Consider the following 16,810-nt stretch of genomic DNA (forward strand, 5'->3'; position numbering starts at 1 on the left):
GTTATTATTAGTCTCAATGGGCGATATTTTCGCACTCCTAACGAGCTAGCCTATTTTCTCTGGAATGCCCAACCTGGCGATTGCTTTCTCCTGGAGTTTCTGCGCGATCGCAAGTGCTACGAGCGAACCGTCGTTGTCGGGAGCAACGCAAAATGACGCGGGTATTGGTACATGCTACCAATCCGATCGCGCGGGCGGGATTAGAGAGCATCATTCGCGCTCAGCCCGATTTTGAGATAGTTGGGAGTTCTTCAGATTTAAACGCTCTCATGCAGCTCGATCGCGATCGACAACCCGATGCAATCCTGCTGGAGTGGTTGGAAACGGATGAGGAGTTTTTCTGGGAACCATTGCTTTCGGATGAAACCTCTGACCCTGCGATCGTTATTTTGACAGATCGAATTGAGGGCGATCGCGCTATTGAAATCCTCTCAACGGAAGTGCGGGCAGTACTCCCGCGAACCGCAACGCCAGAGGAAATTCTCGCCACTGTCGCGGCGGCAGCAGGACCGATCGTCTTGCATCCCAATCTTGTCGAGTCTTGGCTGAACGTCAATCCGTTTCGGACGCAGGCGCTGCCAGCCGAACCAACTGAAGCGCTCACTCAGCGAGAGGTTGAGGTGCTACAAATACTAGCGCAGGGATTGGGGAATAAAGCGATCGCCTCGCGTCTGAGCATTTCGGAACATACGGTTAAGTTCCATATCGGTTCCATCTCTGCCAAGCTAAATGCTACCAGTCGCACGGAAGCCGTAACGTTGGGACTGCGGCAGGGTTTGATCATGCTTTAAGACATGGTTTGGTAAACGACTTCTACTAAATCTCCCCAATCGACCTGTAATTGGGATTTGGCACTCCCGCCATTGACGGCAATTTCTACCCATCCGTGACTGCCAACGAGGGTGATAATCTCTCCGACTTTAACGTCGCTGTAGGTTCGACCGCAGGGAACGATCGAATTGGCGATCGCGATCGACCATCTTTTGTCTTCTACGGCTGTTGCGGGAATGTTGGTAATTAAGTTACCAAATATATCGATATACTGAATCGCTCCGATAATACTGTTCTCCGTCATCTTATAAAATCCTAGCGGTAGTTCAACTAGGCTTGTCGGATCGATAGGAGAGCCAAGTTTTTCGAGAGGCACGCCACTAGCGAGATGAGCGCCCACAGGAGCAAAAATATCTCGACCGTGAAAGGTTGAACTGGGATAGGGAGAAAGCCAATAATCGGAATTGGTTAATTCGACAGCAGCAATAGCTGGAGACAGGCTGAGAACGCCGCTAAACAGTCCATTATCGGGACCGACGAGATATCCGCCCGCAAACTGTACTGCGACTCCTCGTCGCTGACTACCTACGCCGGGATCGACGACGGCGACGAAAACGGTTTCAGGAGGGAAGTAGGAGAAGGCATTCATCAAACAAAATCGTCCCGCAGCAATGTTTTGAGGGGGAATTTGATGGGTTAGATCGATTACTTTTAGCTGAGGATTAATTTGAGCGATCGCGCCTTTCATTACGCCAACATAAACATCCTGCAAGCCAAAGTCACTGAGCAAGGCAATAATTCGATTGTCAGTCATCACGTCTGCGGGGAGCGACATAAGTTTTAATGAAATCTTAGGAGCATAGCATTGCCGAGCACAAGGCTAGGATTGTAATCTTCGTCAGGTTTGTGAAATTTCAGTAACAAAATCTACTGGGTTTCTCCAAAATGTTATGTTGGAGGTGTAGGCTATATCAATTAGCTTTAAAAAAAATGTCCATTATGAACAAAAATCGTCAGCAAATATTAACAGAAGCAGCGATCGCGCACAGAGAAACTTTGCGGAAGAATCTACAACACCGTTTAGAAGTCGCTAGAGCACAAGGAAACGAAAAACTGATCCGTCAGCTAGAAGCAGAAGCTGCCTATCTACACTTGAAGTAAAGTTTCTGTTGCAATAGCCATCAGCAAATTTAAGTGTGCGAGGAGCAAGCCAGGAAGAGGGCAACATTCCATTTTGTTTAAATTCTAACCAAAACTTGTTTACTTAAATTGCTTGTTTGTAAAAAATTATTTTCTCTTGCCAAGAAAATAAGGGCAGCACGGCGATAACTGGCAATTACTAGAGCCGTTATCCACCACTGTGCCCCTCAATTTAATACCAATTTTCAGGTTTTCGCGATCGACATCTTTTTCCCCTCTCCCAAACTGAAAGAGAGGTTGGGGGTGAGGGCAATCGACTATCTCTGTCATTAATGAATGAAAAATGGTATAATCCAAAATTTATAGTTCAAAGTTCAAAATGTTTGGATTACTGATTTTGAACTTTGAACCGTTTCTACCTAGCCGCTAAAGCAGGTTTTTTCGTTTGTAGATTTGTTGTCCCTTCAGCTAACTGGCGACAGTAAATTTCACAAGAATTATTGGGGCTTTCTATCAATTTAACCTTCTCAAGTTCCGCACCGAGTTCGCGAATGGGTTGTTGCAATAATTGCGCGATGTAGAGGGCAATATTTTCAGCCGTCGGTACGACTTTAGCAAAGTGAGGGATATCTTTGTTGAGAAAAGTGTGGTCGAAAGGTTCTACAACATAGTCGTCAATCGCTTTTTGGAGATCGCCTAAATCGACTATCATTCCAGTACGCGGGTCGATTTCTCCCACTACCGATACTTCTAAATGATAATTATGCCCATGACCGTTGGGACGAGCGCATTTGCCATAGATTTCGTTATTTTCTTCTTGGCTCAATTCGGGTAAAGCCAATTGATGAGCGGCACTAAAATGAGTTTTAACAGTCAGAGTCGCTTCCATACCGTTTCCTTTATAATCTGCCCACAGATCGGGATGTTCAAACAGTTGAATGTTAACCAGAGGTAGGTGGGGGGCTAATCGCTGCCAAATGACCCTAGCAATATTTTCTGTTGTTGGAAGGGTTTGTTGAAATTCCGACCACACGTCATTGAGATAGGCATAGTCCAGTTGACTGGTAACTTCTTGCTGAATAACCCGTTTGACATTGGATAGGTTTTGTACCATGCCATACTCATCGATTTCCCCGGCGAGAGATACATACAAGACATAATTATGTCCGTGTCCGGGAAATCGACTACCTGCCCCAAATCGTTCCCAGTTTTCTGCTTCATCGAGTTCTGGCAGCCAGTAGCGATGACTCGCTGAAAACTGCGCTCGACGGTGAATGACGCACTGCATAGTATTTTGTAAAGTTACGTAAACTGCGATCTATTCCAGCATAAACTAATTTAGCTAGTAATTGGGGATGAGTTAGTAGTTAGTGGTTATACCATTTTTCATTCATTAATGACACAGATGGTCGATCGCCCTCACCCCCAACCCCTCTCCCTATTTGGGAGAGGGGAAAAAGAATGTCGATCGCGAAAACCTGAAAATTGGTATTAGTAGTAATTTATTGCTAATTCCGACTTCCGACTTCCGAATTCTGACTTCTGCTCTCCGTCCTTAAAATCTAGTTTGCCTAAATCAGAAAAAACGATTAATATAAAAGAAGTTGAGCTGCTACGTTGGTGACTGCCAATCAAGTTTTTTGATCTATGCTTGAAAAATAAGGGAACCAACAGCATTGCGTGGCAGTAGACCGAGCTTGTACTCGGAAACGAAAACGCGAAGCGTCGGTGCCCACCTGGTTTATCCAGGTCATAAACTGAGGTAAAACGGCGTAGCGGTTAATCTATACAGAATCGCTTCAAGATCCCTCTAGCTGTCTGGCTAAGGGGTTTTGTTTTTCGGGGATAAGATAATGCTGAGACTCTGCCCAATTGCGTGCTTGATGCAAGAAGATTTTAACGGCAGGCGAAGCCGTTTCTAGAGAAGGCAGTGCAAAGGCTAATCGTCGCAATCTTTTTGGTTCGAGGTTCAAAATGCGAAATCCCGTCAGATTGTCAGGAAGTGACATTTCCGGGACAATCGTCACGCCCATTCCTTCTTGCACCATTGAAAAAATGGTTCGCAGGTCGATCGCCTCAAACTGGATTTTCGGATCGATCTTGGCTTGACGAAACATTTTCACAATAATGGGTTTGCATCCGACTTTGGACATGATGAAGGGATCTTGTGCTAGTTGGCGGATGTGAATTCTATCCCGTTCTGCCAAAGGGTGAGAAGCCGATACGACTGCTAGAAACTCGTCTTGCGCGATCGCGATCGTCTCTAAATCCTCGACGGGCAATGCAACTACGCCAACATCGACGGCGCGAGAATTAATCCACTCTAGCACTTCATCATCGGTTCCTTCCAATAAAACAACATCAATGCCGGGATAGTGCTGTCGAAACTGACGCAAAAGTCCGGGGAGAAAACGCGCAGTCACGCTGGGAAAACTGCCCAAACGAACTTTTCCCGTCTCCAAACCGACTGCTGCCGCCGTCTCCTGTCGAATTTGTTCTACACGAAACAAGATTTCTTGCGCTTGCACGAGAACTCGCTTGCCAATTTCGGTAAGAAAGATGCCGTTGCGATCGCGATCGAGCAGCGACACTCGTAACTCTTTCTCTAAGCTAGCGATGGAGTGACTCACTGCTGATTGCGTCATGCCCAGCACCTCACTAGCTGTGGTAAAGCTGCCGACTTCTGCAACCGTTGCGAAAGCTTGAAGCTGCGCCAAGGTTATATGATTTTTTTTCATTTAAAATGTGAATTTAATAAATTTGACTCATTCTACCGCAGCAACTATGCTGGTACTGAAAGAACGCTATAAATAAAGCTTATGAAAGCAATTCAAAAAAAATTACCGGATACGACGCTGAGGGGGAACCTCGCATTTTCGAACTGCCAACCCATCGCTTTTTTCTGGCAAGCTTATTCGTTCCTCAAACTTCATCGACTCCCGAACGACCACATTCACTTGTCAAAGGATTTTTGAACGCTTGTTGCAAAGATCGAGAATAATAAAGTAATTTCCCAGTTGCTCATTTTCAGTGACGAGCAACCATCTCTCACATCTTTCGTTCCTGGGATATTCTCAGGAGCCAATTCAGTCTTGTTGAGGATGTGAAAGAATATAGGAGTTAATCTATGAAAAAAGAATTATCAGGGCTTTATTCTGCTGGCGAGAGGAATTTTTCTGGGATCGATCTGCGTGGTGTTGATTTAAGCGATACCAAACTGAGAGGGATTGACCTGAGCGGAACTAATTTGGAGGAAGCTAACTTGGATGGTGCCGATCTCAGCGATGCCAATCTTAGCGGTGCTAACCTTAAAGGGGCAAGTCTGGAAGGAACCGATCTCAGTAGAGCTAAACTCGATGGTGCTAACCTGAGTTGGGTTTATGGGGATAAGACTAACTTTGATGAAGCTTCCTTAGTTGATGCAGACCTCAGCTTTGCCGTACTCTGCCAATGCCGTTTTAACGGGGCTAATCTTAATGGAGCTAATTTGAGTAATGCCAATTTATTGTATAGCAGCTTTAAGGATGCTAATCTCACTGGTGCTAATTTGATGGGTGCTGTTGAGACACAAGGATGCAGCGATGCTATCTTGCAATTCACGGTTATGCCGGATGGGAGTATGCGAAGCGATCGCGAGTAGGTAAGGATGAGAAGAATTCAGACAGAAAAGCTAACGTTATTTTAAATTAGTAGACTGACAAAAAGCATCGTCAATCTGGCGAAACAAATTTTCTAAGGTAGAAGAATTATCTAAAATGACATCAGCCCAAGCCACTTTTTCTTCTATAGGGATTTGACTTTGAATGCGAGCGATCGCTTGCTCTTTACTTAGCTTATCGCGTTCGATTAAGCGTCTAATTTGCTCTTGAGAAGAACAATAAACTAACCAGATTTCAGTAGTTAGATCGGTCATTTTCGCTTCAAACAAAAGCGGAATTGCTAAAACTATTGTCTGGGCATCTGTTCGCTCTATTTCAGATTGAAAGCGGTTGCGGACATAAGGGTGAATTTGTGATTCTAGCCAGTTTTTTTCTTCTAAGTTATTAAAAATAATTTCGCCTAGTTGCTGGCGATTTAGATTTCCATCAGGCAGTCGAACGCGATCGCCATAGCGTTTGAAAATATTCAATAAAATCGGCGAATTGGCTTGAACAGCTTCTCTCGCATAAAGATCGGCATCGAGAATAGGAAGCTGATAAGTATCGGCTAGATAGCGAGAAACCGTGCTTTTGCCAGTAGCAATTCCGCCTGTTAGACCAATTAATCGCCTCAAATTATTAGACATTTATTTAAATTGTATAAAAAACCCAAAAATTACCTTAAAAATTTACTAAGAAAAGGTTAGCGTTCTCGTAATGACTTCTGCTGCTGGCTCGGTTAATCTAGAAACAAAAGATTTATTCATAGATAAATAAATAACATGAAACCTATTACCTGTCCTAAGTGTAGGGCAAAACTGGAAAGCTTTGTCTATCAGGGAATAGAAATCGATCGCTGCCCTAAGTGCGCTGGAATTTGGCTGGACTCTTTAGAAGCCGAACGGCTCAAAATGATTCAGGGTTCCGAAAGCGTAGACATTGGCGTCTCTGCTACAGGCATGAGCTGCGCTTGCAGCGAAAAAGAACTCAAATGTCCCAAATGCCATGCCAAAATGATACGAATGCTGGATATTGACCTATATGCCATTTGGTACGAACAATGTTCCAAATGTCGCGGAATTTGGTTTGATGCTGGCGAATTCAAAAAATTTAAGCAAAATTTTCAGCCGAAAAGTATTTTCGATCGAACAGTACGAGTTTTTAACCCCAAACAGAAATGAATCAAAAAATCTGTAAAGATTGATAGACTAATTTCGAGAGAAGGAATTAGGGAGAAGAACAACCTTGCTAGACGAACAAGCGAAAAAAACAATGCTGCGCAAGATCCCCCACGGACTTTACATCTGTGGGGTGAAAGATGGGGAGGAACTCAATGGTTTTACCGCTAGTTGGGTAATGCAAGCTTCCTTCGAGCCGCCCCTAGTCGTCAATTGCGTGAAAAATGATTCTATCTCCCATGAAATGATTAAAAAAAGCGGGGTATTTGCCATCAGTTTTCTTGAAGATGGACAAAAAGACTTAGCTGCAAAATTTTTTAAGCGCAAACGTCGTGTAGGCAATAAATTCGATGACGTAGAGTTTTACGAAGGTGCAGCGACGGGCTGTCCCATTATTAAAGATTCGCTTGGCTATATTGAATGTCAAGTAATCGATGCCGTAGCCAAAGGCGATCACACCGTTTTTGTCGGTCAAGTAATCGCTGCCGGCATCCACCGCGAAGGCAATCCCCTACTGCTCGAAAGCACGGGTTGGCAATATGGAGGATGACCGAATAATTCGTTAATTACCAATTACTAGCTATGCCATTAATTAAAGTTCAATCATCTGTTGCCGCACCAGATTCAACTACTGTAGACGAACTGCTCAAAAGTCTTTCGGCGAAGTTGGCAAAGCATCTGGGAAAACCAGAATCCTATGTCATGACATCGTTTGAGCCAAATGTAAAAATGAGTTTTGGAGGAACGTTTGAGCCAACGTGTTACATCGAAGTGAAAAGCGTTGGCAAGATGTCTCCCTCGCAAACGCAGGCGATGAGTCAAGACTTTTGCCAGCAAATTCAAGAGAAGTTAGGAGTTGCTAAAAATCGAACCTATATCGAGTTCAATAATTCTGAAGGGTCAATGTGGGGATGGAATGGCTCGACTTTTTAATCGTACTCACTAATTCTCAACTGAGATGACATCAACTCCCCAACAACAACCGCCAACCTCTAAAAGATCCCTTCAGCGCTTCGATCGCATTGTTCTCGGTGCTATTTTAGTGCTGTGCGTGCTGATAGGCATCGTTCTTTTGCAAGGCGATCGCGTTCCCTTGCGCGTTACTGAGTTTAGCTGGGAAGATAAGATCGTAGGGGTGAACGACCGTTGGTTTACGCTGGGGTTTAATCGTCTTGTCGATCGCGAAAGCGTAGAAAAAAATCTTATCATCGAACCTCCTTTGCCGGGAAAAATTAGCTGGACGGGACGAAAATTAACGTATACGCTTGCCAAACCGCCAACTTATGGCAATAATTATCAACTCAGTCTGGCGAGGATAAAACAACTCAACAGCGATCGCGTCGGGGAATCTTATGCCAATGTCTTTAAAAGTCGCGATCGCGCCTTTGTCTACATAAGCATGGCGGACAAAGAGAGAGGGCAATTAGTTCTCGTCAATCTCACTCGCAAGAGAAGAGACGCACTCACGCCTGGCGATTTAATCGTCACCCATTTTGAAATTTATCCCGATGGCGACAAAATATTATTTTCTGCTTTCGAGCGAGGGAGCGGAAATCAAGGATTTGAAAAACAACAACTTTATACCGTCTCGACGGGACTAAATTTTCAATCTTCCAAGTCAGTCGAACGCCTGGGAAGAATTCAGCGCATTTTAGATGCCAAAGACTACCAAAATCTCAAATTTGACCTATCCGATAACGGCAAAACCATCGTCGTTCAACGGGTAAATAGAAACAATCCGGCTGACTCTGGATTGTGGGTAATTCCAGAAAACGGTCAACCGAGACCGCTAGGATTGTCAGGAAATAATTTTCTCGTTGCACCCGATGGCAAGACAGTTGCAGTTGCTCAGCGAGGAGGCATAGCGACGCTTCCCCTAACGCCAGAAGGGGGAGAATCGAAATTTTTGCCCGCTTATGAAGCTATCGTCGGGTTTTCTAAAGATGGCTCCCAGCAATTTCTCGTCAAAGATAATGCCGATTACACGCGATCGCTAGTACTCATCAATAAGGAAGGCGAGGCAAAACCCCTGTTTCAAACCCTAGCTCCGGTTGTCAATTGCCAGTTAGAACCGCGAGAAGAAAGACTTCTCTACTGTCTTAAAATAGGTTTAGTTCAAAGAGGCGAGCAACAAATCGATCGAGAGGCTTATATAGCCGCGATCGACCTAGAAACGATGAAAGAAGTTCCCATACTGGGATTGCCTAACTATCAAAACGTTAGCCTGAGCATGTCTCCCGATGGAATGGTATTGCTGTTCGACCAACTTTTTACTAACATCGCCGTTGCCAATGCCGAAATCAGAACTGATAGCGGAGAGGCAATTTTGAAAGGAAGCCTCTGGCTATTTCCCTTACCAGAACTCCAAACAATTCAAGCAGACTCGAAACCACCTAAGTTCGATCCGAAAAAACTAGAAGAATTAGAAGACCCTGGTTATCAGCCAAAATGGATTCCTTGAGTCAGTAATCAGTAATCAGTGTATGGTTGTCAATTGTTAGTTATAAATTATCGATGAGTAATGAAGAGTTAGCAAGCAGGAGTCTAATATATAACAAAGCCTATATGTTTGCTCTCAGAATTTTTAATGCCTATAAATATCTTAATCACCATAAAAATGAGTTTATTTTATCTAAATAGTTGATTAGAAGTAGTACATCAATTGGAGCTAATATTGCTGAAGCAAATGGTAACGATCGTTGATAACTGTACGGGCGGGTTTGGAGTTATCCCTATCGAATCAGATTGGTTGCCTTGACCATTAAACGCGCTCCTACTGATAACTGATAACTGACTATGCTGAGACCAGAACAACGCAATAAATTAGACGACACGGACGACACGCTTTTTTATTCTTTTCCCCGTCTTGTCACTCACGTCGATGAGGGATTTATCGAGCAACTGACAAATCTCTATCGAGAAAGACTCAAACCTAACACGCGCATTCTCGATTTGATGAGCAGTTGGGTTTCTCATTTGCCAGAAGAGATAGAATTCGCCCATGTCGAAGGACACGGCATGAACGAAGAGGAATTGGCAAAAAATCCTCGATTGAATCATTATTTCGTGCAAGATCTCAATGCCAATCCCAAGCTACCTCTCGCAGATGGGGATTTTGATGCCGTTCTCATTGCAGTTTCCGTGCAATATTTGCAATATCCCGAAGCGATCTTCTCCGAAATTCATCGCGTTCTCAAACCAGAGGGAATTGCGATCGTCAGTTTTTCCAATCGTATGTTCTATCAAAAAGCGATCGCGGCTTGGCGAGATGGCACGGACATGAGCCGAATTGAATTAGTCAAACGCTATTTTAGATCCGTCCCCGGCTTTAGCGAACCAGAAGTCATCGCTCGTGCCTCCACCATGCCCAGTTTTCTACAAATGCTGGGCATGATGGGAGCAGATCCTTTCTATGCAGTTCTTGCCAAACGTTTGTAAATTTGAACAGATAAATGAGTGGGCATTGCCCACCCATTTATTAATATTGCCTGTCTCGATCAACTCTTCCCATTCCCATTGCTAGCGCTTGCCAGAACGGTTTCCGTAAGTTTTTCGGGCACTTCTTGCAGGTGGTCGTATTGCCACGTAAAGGTGCCAACGCCCATGGTCAGCGATCGCAACTCAATGATAAAGTTGTGCATTTCAGCTTGGGGTAAGTATGCCGTCACGCGATCCCAACCTTTCCAGTCTTCTCGTCCTTCATAACCGAGAATTTGCCCTCGCCGTCCGCTGACTAGCTGTAGTGCCTTGGAGGTAAATTCAGAAGGTACGGATACAGCAATCATGAGAATCGGCTCTAGGAGTATCGGCTGGCACTTAGGCATCCCTTCTGTCATTGCGATGCGAGCCGCTTGTTTGAACGCTTGCTCGGAACTGTCTACAGTGTGATAGGAGCCATCGGTGAGGGTAACATCGACATCGACCACCGGAAAACCTAAAGGTCCGTGTTCGAGGTACTCGCGCACGCCCGTTTCCACGCCTGGAATGTACTGCTTGGGAACCACGCCGCCTACGATGGTTTCGTGAAAGTGAAAGCCTTCTCCTCGCGGCAGGGGTTTGATATCCAAATAGACATCTCCAAAAGCGCCGTGACCGCCCGTTTGATGTTTGTAGCGTCCGTGGGACTTGGTCGCCTGACGAATGGTTTCTTTATAAGGAACTTGGGGTAAATGGGTTGTCATGGGCAGGTTGTACTTGCGGCGCAGACGATCTAGAGCAACTTGGAGATGAATTTCTCCCTGTCCCCAGAGAATCACTTCCTTAGTATCCCCGTGTTGCTCCCAATATAGCGAGGGATCTTCTTCGATCAGTTTGCCCATCGCTGCGCTGAGTTTCACTTCATCTTTGCGGTTTTCCGGAGTAATTGCCAAGGCATAGACGGGTTCTAGCTTTTCTGCTTGAGGCAATTGGGGAACTTTTTTCTGATTCGAGCTAGTCAGGATATCTCCTGTTTGGATGCCTTCCAAACGACCGATGGCAATAATTTCTCCCGCAAACGCTCGTCCGATTGGCTGTTGTTGCTGTCCCATCATCCGATAGATGCCGCCCGCACGAACGCCATTAAGCGCCATGCCGTCGGTAACTTCCCCTTGCCAAACTCTGACCAGAGAGAGTCGTCCACCTTGGGGAGTAAAGTAGGTTTTGAGAACTTGTACTATCGTGTTGTCCTTGTCTGCGGCAGTTAGTCCGCGACGTTCGGCTGTTACTGTGGGGGCGGGAGCTTCTTTAATTAGGGCATCCAACAGGGGAAGCACGCCATAATCTTGCTCGGCAATGCCCAAAAATACAGGCACGATTTGGTCTGCGCCTAGCTCTTTCTTCAAGTCTTGGAGAATTTCTTCTTGGGGGGGGTCTATATCTTCGAGCAGTTCTTCTAGTAAATGGTCGTCAAAGTCTGCTAAGGTTTCCAGCATTTCAGTGCGGGCTGCCTTTTCCTCGTCTTTGAGGTGTTCGGGAAGAGGGACGGGATCGGCAGGACTGCCTGCGTGGTAGTGATAAGCTTGTTCGGTAACGAGGTCGATATAGCCAACTAGCTCTTCTCCCTGGTAAATGGGGTATTGTTGGGGAATTAACGGACGGCTCGACACCTCTCGAAGAGCGTGGAGAACATCCATAAAGCCGTTCTTCGACCGATCCATTTTGTTGATGAAAACCAGGTGAGGAATTTCCCAGTCGTCGAGGAATTTGAATAGAGGCGATAAGGTTAGGACGCGATCGATGACGGGTTCGCAAACGATAATAGCTGCTCCTGCCCCGACTAAAGCATTATAGGTTTCTTGAGCAAACTCGATGGAACCGGGACAATCGAGAAAGGTAAAGTTGATGTCTTGATAAGTTGCACTGGCAGCGGTGACTTCTACGCTCATTTGGCGTTCCTTGGCTTCTGGAGAACTGTCGCCAACGGTATTGCCATCTTTAATGCTGCCTTTGCGAGTGGTTGCACCCGCCAAAAATAACAAACTTTCTAGTAAAGTGGTCTTTCCACTTGAGTATGGACCAACAATCGCTACATTACGGGTATTTTCGAGGACTTTTTGGTTCATAAATTCACCCCCAAGAGTAAAACTCGATTGAATTGAGCTATACAATTTCTTCAGGATTTATTACTTCATTTGTGTGCTTACTCCTTACAAATCGCGCTCAAAAGTATTTACTATGATTTGTGAGCGTAGCGCATTCTTGGGGCAAATATGCAAAACTTGCAACTTCTTTTAAAGCAAACTCTATACAATATTAAATAAGTTAAACGAATGTTAACTATTAATAAAAAGCTTTAAGTTAAATAAAATTAGATCGGAGAAAAATCAAAGCTAATCTATGAAGATTAATTAAAAGTTTGGCTAGATAAAAGACCTTAAAGGTAGCGGTTCGAGCCTCTCAAGAACGCGATCGCGCGAGCAGCCCATACGGAGCAATAATTGGGAATTGAATTGACTTGCAGCATGTTGAAATCCTGTAAATTAATGTTTCATTATTAACGGTTGCGTTACTCTTAAAAAATTTTGGGGAACTTTAAATGTGATTGAAGTCACTATTTGGTAAAAATTCCTGATGCAACCCGAAGCTAGTCAAGTTCCCGAATCACAGGAAGAAACTCCCAGCGAATCTCAACAAAAGACTCAATTAGAATATCTTCTAGCCAAAACGGCCCTCCGCATTCGCCGTTCGCTCAAGCCAGGCAGAATTCTCGGCATCACCGTGGCAGAAGTCCGCAAGCTACTTAAAGCCGAGCGGGTAATTGTATATCGATTCAATCCCGATTGGAGTGGAGTTGTTGCGATCGAGTCAGTCAGCGACGGTTTGCCTTCGATGTTAGGGAGAAAAATTCATGACTGTTGCTTTGGAGAAAATTGGGTCGAACCTTACAAAAACGGTCGCATCCAAGTTACGACAGATATTTATACTGATGGGTTATCTCAGTGTCATATCGATCTGCTAGCTCCATTTCAAATTCGGGCTAACCTAGTCGTTCCGATTGTGTTAACAGGGGAAGAAGAGAATGACAAAATCTCCAAGCAACTGTGGGGATTGCTAGCCGTTCAACAATGCTCTGATAGGCGACAGTGGCAGTCATGGGAAATTGAATTTCTCCAGCAACTGACCACCCAAGTAGCGATCGCGCTCCAGCGAGCAGAACTTTACGAACAACTGCGAACCGAACTCATCGAACGCCAACAAGTAGAAATCAAAATGCGCAGATTGAATCGAGAACTCGAAGAACAACTGCTCGATCGCACCACCCAACTCGTCACCATTAACGAAGCCCTCAAAAGGGAAATTCGGGAGCGCCAACGCATCGCCGAACTTCTTTTTCAAGAAAAAGAACTGGCTCAAGTCACCTTGCAATCCATTGGGGATGGGGTCATTACCACCGATATGGCGGGTAAGATCGAGTATTTCAATCCGGTGGCGGAACAACTCACTGGCTGGGGAGCAAACGAAGTTCAAGGAGTGCCTTTAGCCGAAATTTTTAAGATCGTTAACGAAGTCACTAGAGAGCCAGTAGAAAATCCGGTAGAACGAGTCTTGCGCGAAGATCGCATCGTTGGTTTGGCAAACCATACCATTTTAATCGCTCGCGACGGAACGGAATATGCCATCGATGACTCAGCCGCGCCGATTCGCGATCGCAATGGCAAGACAATTGGTGCCGTGCTAGTGTTTCACGATGTCACCCAATCTCGACAGCTAGCCCGTCAATTGTCCTGGCAAGCAACCCACGATACCTTGACTGGATTGGTCAATCGGCGAGAATTCGAGCGGCAACTGATAGAAGCCATTGCCGATGCCAAAAATAGCGATCGACAACACGCCCTTTGCTATCTAGATTTAGACCAGTTCAAGGTTGTCAATGACACTTGCGGTCATATTGCTGGTGACGAACTGTTGCGTCAAGTGACCGCCCTTCTGCAAAAACGAGTTCGCACGACAGATATTCTCGCTCGCTTGGGAGGCGACGAATTTGGGCTGTTATTTTATCAATGTCCGCTACCAATGGCTCAACAGATCGCAGAGACTCTCAGGCAGATCGTCCAAGATTTTCGTTTCATTTGGGGCGGCAAAATATTTACTATCGGAGCAAGTATCGGCCTAGTTGCGATCGATGCCGATGCTAAAGATTTAAATGATATCCTCAGCGCAGCCGATGCGGCTTGTTATGCAGCCAAGGGAAACGGGCGCAACTGCATCCGCGTCTATCGAACTGACGATAGGGATCTAGTGCGGCAACGAGGCGAAAGACAATGGATCGCCCGAATTACCCAAGCCCTAGAGGAAAACCGCTTCCGCCTGCACTGTCAAAAGATCGTCTCGGTTACTCGCGCCTCCAGAAGATACCATTACGAGGTCTTGCTTCGTTTAGTTGATGAAACCGGAGAGTTAGTATCGCCGATGGCTTTTATTCCGGCAGCGGAACGTTACGATCTGATGCCAGCTGTCGATCGCTGGGTCATTAGTACTTTCTTCGCTAGCTACGAACGATACCATCAAGAAAACCCCGATCGCTTGCAGGAATTTTACGCGATCAATCTTTCCGGAGCAAGCGTCAATAATCCTCAGTTTTTTGATTTTCTCGCCGAGCAATTGACGCGATACCAAATCCGTCCGCGAACAATTTGCTTTGAAATTACCGAAACTACTGCAATTGCCAACTTGGATCGCGCTGCCAAGTTAATCAACTCCCTCAAAGAACTTGGCTGTCGCTTTGCTCTCGATGATTTTGGCAATGGCATGAGTTCCCTTACCTATCTCAAGAACTTACCCATCGATTATTTAAAAATTGACGGGAGCTTTGTTAAGAATATTACTAGCGATCGCATCGATTATGTCATGGTCGAGAGTTTCAATCAGATCGCTCATGCTATGGGAATTCAAACTATTGCCGAGTTTGTAGAAAATGAAGCGATTTTGAAAAAGTTGCAAGAAATCGGAGTCGATTATGCACAAGGCTACGGCATTGCTAAACCCAGACCTTGCATGTTTAATTAGTGAGTATGAAAGATTAGACGTTCTGACTCTGTTGAGCAGGAGATTGCCACTAAAGATGAGTTTTTTAGAAAAGTGGAGAAAGCGAAATTTATCGCTCAAAAGATGGAATGGCATCGCCTGGTGCAAATTCCCGCGCAACCAGATCGGTCTTTCCTGCTATGGATGTTTGGATTGAGTTTAATCATTCTGACTGTTGCCGAACCGATCGCGACAACCATCTTAAGCAATCCACCCCAATTTTCCGAGATTTCTTGTCCGGTAGGTACGGAGGTTGTCTATTTTCGGTATAGTCCCGGCTCATCTATTAACTTAGTCGCAGATGATGCCATGCGCAAAAGCTATGTCCCGAATATTCGCGTAAGTAATTTCCGAAGAATGTTAGACCAATATTTGACCAGAGATCCTAGAGTTCCCGAACTCGTTAAAGAACTAGCCAAACTTAACCCTAACACGACGCTAATTTATAAGCTCGATTTGAAAACCAACGAAACGATCTGGACTATAGCAGATAGCGCTTTAATTGCCAAAGAAAGCGGAATTGTCGGCGCTTGTGGGAGGCGAACGACCAATCCAGCAGCAACAAAGCTGCACAATGCTGATGGGGCTTACTTGCGATTTCTCTTCTATGCTAACTCGATGACTTTGGTGTCTCGTTGATCTTGCCGATCGCCATCAACCATTCACTATTCACGATCGACATCGGTTTGGTGAGTTTCTATCCATCTTTCCCAAAGATCGGGACGGCGTTCTTTCGTTCTTTGTATTTGCTGCTGTTTGCGCCAGCGATCGATCTCCTGGTGATTTCCCGATCGCAAAACCTCTGGAACTTCCCAGCCGCGAAAAATCGCAGGTCTGGTGTACTGCGGATAATCGAGCAATCCGTCCTCAAAACTCTCTGCTTTGAGGGACTCAACTTTTCCCACCGTTCCCGGCAACAGTCGCACCACGCCATTAATGATTGCCAAGGCAGGAATTTCTCCGCAAGTAAGGACAAAGTCGCCCAGGGACACTTCCCTGGTAACTAAATGCTCTACTACTCGTTCGTCAACTCCTTCATAATGCCCACAAATCAGAATCAGTTGGTCGTAATTGCTAGCTAACTCTTGCAGCAGTGGCTGATTCAAGGGTTGACCTTGAGGACTCATCAAAATAACCTCTCTTCTAGGCAAAATCGGCAACGATTCCACAGCCGCGAAAATTGGTTCGGGTTTGAGCAGCATTCCCGCCCCGCCGCCGTATGGTTCGTCATCGACTCGTCGATGTTTGTCCATTGCAAAATCGCGGGGATTAACTAAATTGACTTGGGCAATCTGTTTGGCTAAAGCTTTGCCCAGCAACCCAGATTCCAGCGCAGAGGTAAAAAAATCAGGGAACAGCGTAATCACGTCGAATCGCATGGAAATCCTCAATCAGTGTTCGGTGTTCGATAACCAGTAATTGGAAGGATAGGTGAGTGTGGGGAGTGTGAGGGTGTAGGAAGACTTCTGAGACTGGGGGACTGGGAGACGGGGAGACAGTTAACCACTAACTACTCCTTAATCCAAAATCCTTTCATCGAATGACCAATGACAAATTTTTTAGGGACAAGGGAAAAGA

General features: G+C 45.3%; 17 protein-coding genes and 1 other RNA gene. 11 read left to right on the top strand and 7 right to left on the bottom strand.

What is annotated here, in order from left to right:
* Nucleotides 1-113: 113 nt before the first annotated feature.
* Nucleotides 114-791 carry a response regulator transcription factor gene (locus NIES593_RS04170; protein WP_245817274.1) on the top strand — a complete coding sequence of 226 codons (678 nt, stop codon included), beginning with the start codon at nucleotides 114-116 and terminating at the stop codon, nucleotides 789-791.
* On the opposite strand, the gene NIES593_RS04175 is transcribed toward NIES593_RS04170, so the two are convergent.
* Nucleotides 788-1,585 (bottom strand): SAM hydrolase/SAM-dependent halogenase family protein, encoded by a 798-nt coding sequence (locus NIES593_RS04175; protein ID WP_073598525.1) that lies wholly within the window; start codon nucleotides 1,583-1,585, stop codon nucleotides 788-790. The genes NIES593_RS04170 and NIES593_RS04175 overlap by 4 nt on opposite strands.
* Nucleotides 1,586-1,770: 185 nt before the next feature.
* Here NIES593_RS04175 and pirA point away from each other — a divergent pair, with 185 nt between their 5' ends.
* Nucleotides 1,771-1,932 carry an arginine synthesis PII-interacting regulator PirA gene (gene pirA / locus NIES593_RS23905; RefSeq protein ID WP_483867461.1) on the top strand — a complete coding sequence of 54 codons (162 nt, stop codon included), beginning with the start codon at nucleotides 1,771-1,773 and terminating at the stop codon, nucleotides 1,930-1,932.
* A gap of 126 nt (nucleotides 1,933-2,058) precedes the next feature.
* On the opposite strand, the gene NIES593_RS23410 is transcribed toward pirA, so the two are convergent.
* Together NIES593_RS23410 and NIES593_RS04180 are read right to left on the bottom strand one after the other, a co-directional pair.
* The gene (locus NIES593_RS23410; RefSeq protein WP_139253621.1) at nucleotides 2,059-2,241 is read right to left on the bottom strand and encodes a hypothetical protein; all 183 of its coding nucleotides are present in this window, start codon (nucleotides 2,239-2,241) and stop codon (nucleotides 2,059-2,061) included.
* Nucleotides 2,242-2,326: 85 nt separating this feature from the next.
* Nucleotides 2,327-3,199, bottom strand: a complete 873-nt coding sequence (locus NIES593_RS04180) for a 6-pyruvoyl trahydropterin synthase family protein (protein ID WP_073598392.1) — start codon at nucleotides 3,197-3,199, stop codon at nucleotides 2,327-2,329.
* Nucleotides 3,200-3,514: 315 nt separating this feature from the next.
* On the opposite strand from NIES593_RS04180, the gene ssrS reads away from it, so the two are divergent.
* Nucleotides 3,515-3,697: non-coding RNA, 6S RNA (gene ssrS / locus NIES593_RS04185), on the top strand.
* Nucleotides 3,698-3,710: 13 nt separating this feature from the next.
* Here the strand turns inward: ssrS and NIES593_RS04190 are convergent.
* Nucleotides 3,711-4,649, bottom strand: coding sequence for a LysR family transcriptional regulator (locus NIES593_RS04190; RefSeq protein WP_083602324.1), 939 nt, complete (start codon nucleotides 4,647-4,649; stop codon nucleotides 3,711-3,713).
* Between the two features lie 389 nt (nucleotides 4,650-5,038).
* Here NIES593_RS04190 and NIES593_RS25095 point away from each other — a divergent pair, with 389 nt between their 5' ends.
* Nucleotides 5,039-5,551 (top strand): pentapeptide repeat-containing protein, encoded by a 513-nt coding sequence (locus tag NIES593_RS25095; RefSeq protein WP_073598393.1) that lies wholly within the window; start codon nucleotides 5,039-5,041, stop codon nucleotides 5,549-5,551.
* A 36-nt stretch (nucleotides 5,552-5,587) separates the two neighbouring features.
* On the opposite strand, the gene coaE is transcribed toward NIES593_RS25095, so the two are convergent.
* Nucleotides 5,588-6,196: a dephospho-CoA kinase gene (coaE, locus tag NIES593_RS04200; protein ID WP_073598394.1), complete on the bottom strand. Its 609-nt coding sequence runs from the start codon at nucleotides 6,194-6,196 to the stop codon at nucleotides 5,588-5,590.
* Between the two features lie 135 nt (nucleotides 6,197-6,331).
* Between coaE and NIES593_RS04205 the strand changes: the two genes are divergently transcribed.
* The 5 genes from NIES593_RS04205 (at nucleotide 6,332) to NIES593_RS04230 (ending at nucleotide 10,165) form a co-directional block, all read left to right on the top strand.
* Nucleotides 6,332-6,730 carry a TFIIB-type zinc ribbon-containing protein gene (locus NIES593_RS04205; protein WP_073598395.1) on the top strand — a complete coding sequence of 133 codons (399 nt, stop codon included), beginning with the start codon at nucleotides 6,332-6,334 and terminating at the stop codon, nucleotides 6,728-6,730.
* A gap of 64 nt (nucleotides 6,731-6,794) precedes the next feature.
* Nucleotides 6,795-7,277, top strand: coding sequence for a flavin reductase family protein (locus NIES593_RS04210; RefSeq protein WP_073598396.1), 483 nt, complete (start codon nucleotides 6,795-6,797; stop codon nucleotides 7,275-7,277).
* 32 nt (nucleotides 7,278-7,309) lie between these two features.
* Complete coding sequence (locus NIES593_RS04215; protein ID WP_015143798.1) at nucleotides 7,310-7,660, top strand: phenylpyruvate tautomerase MIF-related protein; 351 nt, start codon at nucleotides 7,310-7,312, stop codon at nucleotides 7,658-7,660.
* Between the two features lie 25 nt (nucleotides 7,661-7,685).
* Entirely contained in the window at nucleotides 7,686-9,188 is a 1,503-nt protein-coding gene (locus NIES593_RS04220) for a TolB family protein (protein ID WP_073598397.1), read from the top strand.
* Nucleotides 9,189-9,523: 335 nt separating this feature from the next.
* Entirely contained in the window at nucleotides 9,524-10,165 is a 642-nt protein-coding gene (locus tag NIES593_RS04230; RefSeq protein WP_073598398.1) for a class I SAM-dependent methyltransferase, read from the top strand.
* Between the two features lie 59 nt (nucleotides 10,166-10,224).
* Here NIES593_RS04230 and NIES593_RS04235 read toward each other — a convergent pair whose 3' ends face one another.
* Complete coding sequence (locus NIES593_RS04235) at nucleotides 10,225-12,270, bottom strand: elongation factor G (RefSeq protein WP_073598399.1); 2,046 nt, start codon at nucleotides 12,268-12,270, stop codon at nucleotides 10,225-10,227.
* 508 nt (nucleotides 12,271-12,778) lie between these two features.
* On the opposite strand from NIES593_RS04235, the gene NIES593_RS04240 reads away from it, so the two are divergent.
* Nucleotides 12,779-15,214, top strand: coding sequence for an EAL domain-containing protein (locus tag NIES593_RS04240; RefSeq protein WP_073598400.1), 2,436 nt, complete (start codon nucleotides 12,779-12,781; stop codon nucleotides 15,212-15,214).
* Between the two features lie 72 nt (nucleotides 15,215-15,286).
* Nucleotides 15,287-15,871 (top strand): hypothetical protein, encoded by a 585-nt coding sequence (locus NIES593_RS04245; protein ID WP_175561030.1) that lies wholly within the window; start codon nucleotides 15,287-15,289, stop codon nucleotides 15,869-15,871.
* Between the two features lie 26 nt (nucleotides 15,872-15,897).
* Here the strand turns inward: NIES593_RS04245 and trmD are convergent, their stop codons facing one another.
* Nucleotides 15,898-16,611, bottom strand: a complete 714-nt coding sequence (trmD, locus tag NIES593_RS04250) for a tRNA (guanosine(37)-N1)-methyltransferase TrmD (RefSeq protein ID WP_073598401.1) — start codon at nucleotides 16,609-16,611, stop codon at nucleotides 15,898-15,900.
* Nucleotides 16,612-16,810 lie beyond the last annotated feature (199 nt).

This window comes from Hydrococcus rivularis NIES-593, assembly GCF_001904635.1.
Taxonomy (GTDB): domain Bacteria; phylum Cyanobacteriota; class Cyanobacteriia; order Cyanobacteriales; family Microcystaceae; genus Hydrococcus; species Hydrococcus rivularis.

What these genes read in the sequence shown, in the direction of transcription:
- NIES593_RS04180 (WP_073598392.1), bottom strand. Translation starts at nt 3,199, where the DNA reads ATGCAGTGCGTCATTCACCGTCGAGCGCAGTTTTCAGCGAGTCATCGC.
- NIES593_RS04230 (WP_073598398.1), top strand. Translation starts at nt 9,524, where the DNA reads ATGCTGAGACCAGAACAACGCAATAAATTAGACGACACGGACGACACG.
- pirA (WP_483867461.1), top strand. Translation starts at nt 1,771, where the DNA reads ATGAACAAAAATCGTCAGCAAATATTAACAGAAGCAGCGATCGCGCAC.
- NIES593_RS04215 (WP_015143798.1), top strand. Translation starts at nt 7,310, where the DNA reads ATGCCATTAATTAAAGTTCAATCATCTGTTGCCGCACCAGATTCAACT.
- NIES593_RS04220 (WP_073598397.1), top strand. Translation starts at nt 7,686, where the DNA reads ATGACATCAACTCCCCAACAACAACCGCCAACCTCTAAAAGATCCCTT.
- NIES593_RS04240 (WP_073598400.1), top strand. Translation starts at nt 12,779, where the DNA reads ATGCAACCCGAAGCTAGTCAAGTTCCCGAATCACAGGAAGAAACTCCC.
- NIES593_RS25095 (WP_073598393.1), top strand. Translation starts at nt 5,039, where the DNA reads ATGAAAAAAGAATTATCAGGGCTTTATTCTGCTGGCGAGAGGAATTTT.
- NIES593_RS23410 (WP_139253621.1), bottom strand. Translation starts at nt 2,241, where the DNA reads ATGACAGAGATAGTCGATTGCCCTCACCCCCAACCTCTCTTTCAGTTT.
- NIES593_RS04205 (WP_073598395.1), top strand. Translation starts at nt 6,332, where the DNA reads ATGAAACCTATTACCTGTCCTAAGTGTAGGGCAAAACTGGAAAGCTTT.
- coaE (WP_073598394.1), bottom strand. Translation starts at nt 6,196, where the DNA reads ATGTCTAATAATTTGAGGCGATTAATTGGTCTAACAGGCGGAATTGCT.
- NIES593_RS04190 (WP_083602324.1), bottom strand. Translation starts at nt 4,649, where the DNA reads ATGAAAAAAAATCATATAACCTTGGCGCAGCTTCAAGCTTTCGCAACG.
- NIES593_RS04235 (WP_073598399.1), bottom strand. Translation starts at nt 12,270, where the DNA reads ATGAACCAAAAAGTCCTCGAAAATACCCGTAATGTAGCGATTGTTGGT.
- trmD (WP_073598401.1), bottom strand. Translation starts at nt 16,611, where the DNA reads ATGCGATTCGACGTGATTACGCTGTTCCCTGATTTTTTTACCTCTGCG.
- NIES593_RS04175 (WP_073598525.1), bottom strand. Translation starts at nt 1,585, where the DNA reads ATGACTGACAATCGAATTATTGCCTTGCTCAGTGACTTTGGCTTGCAG.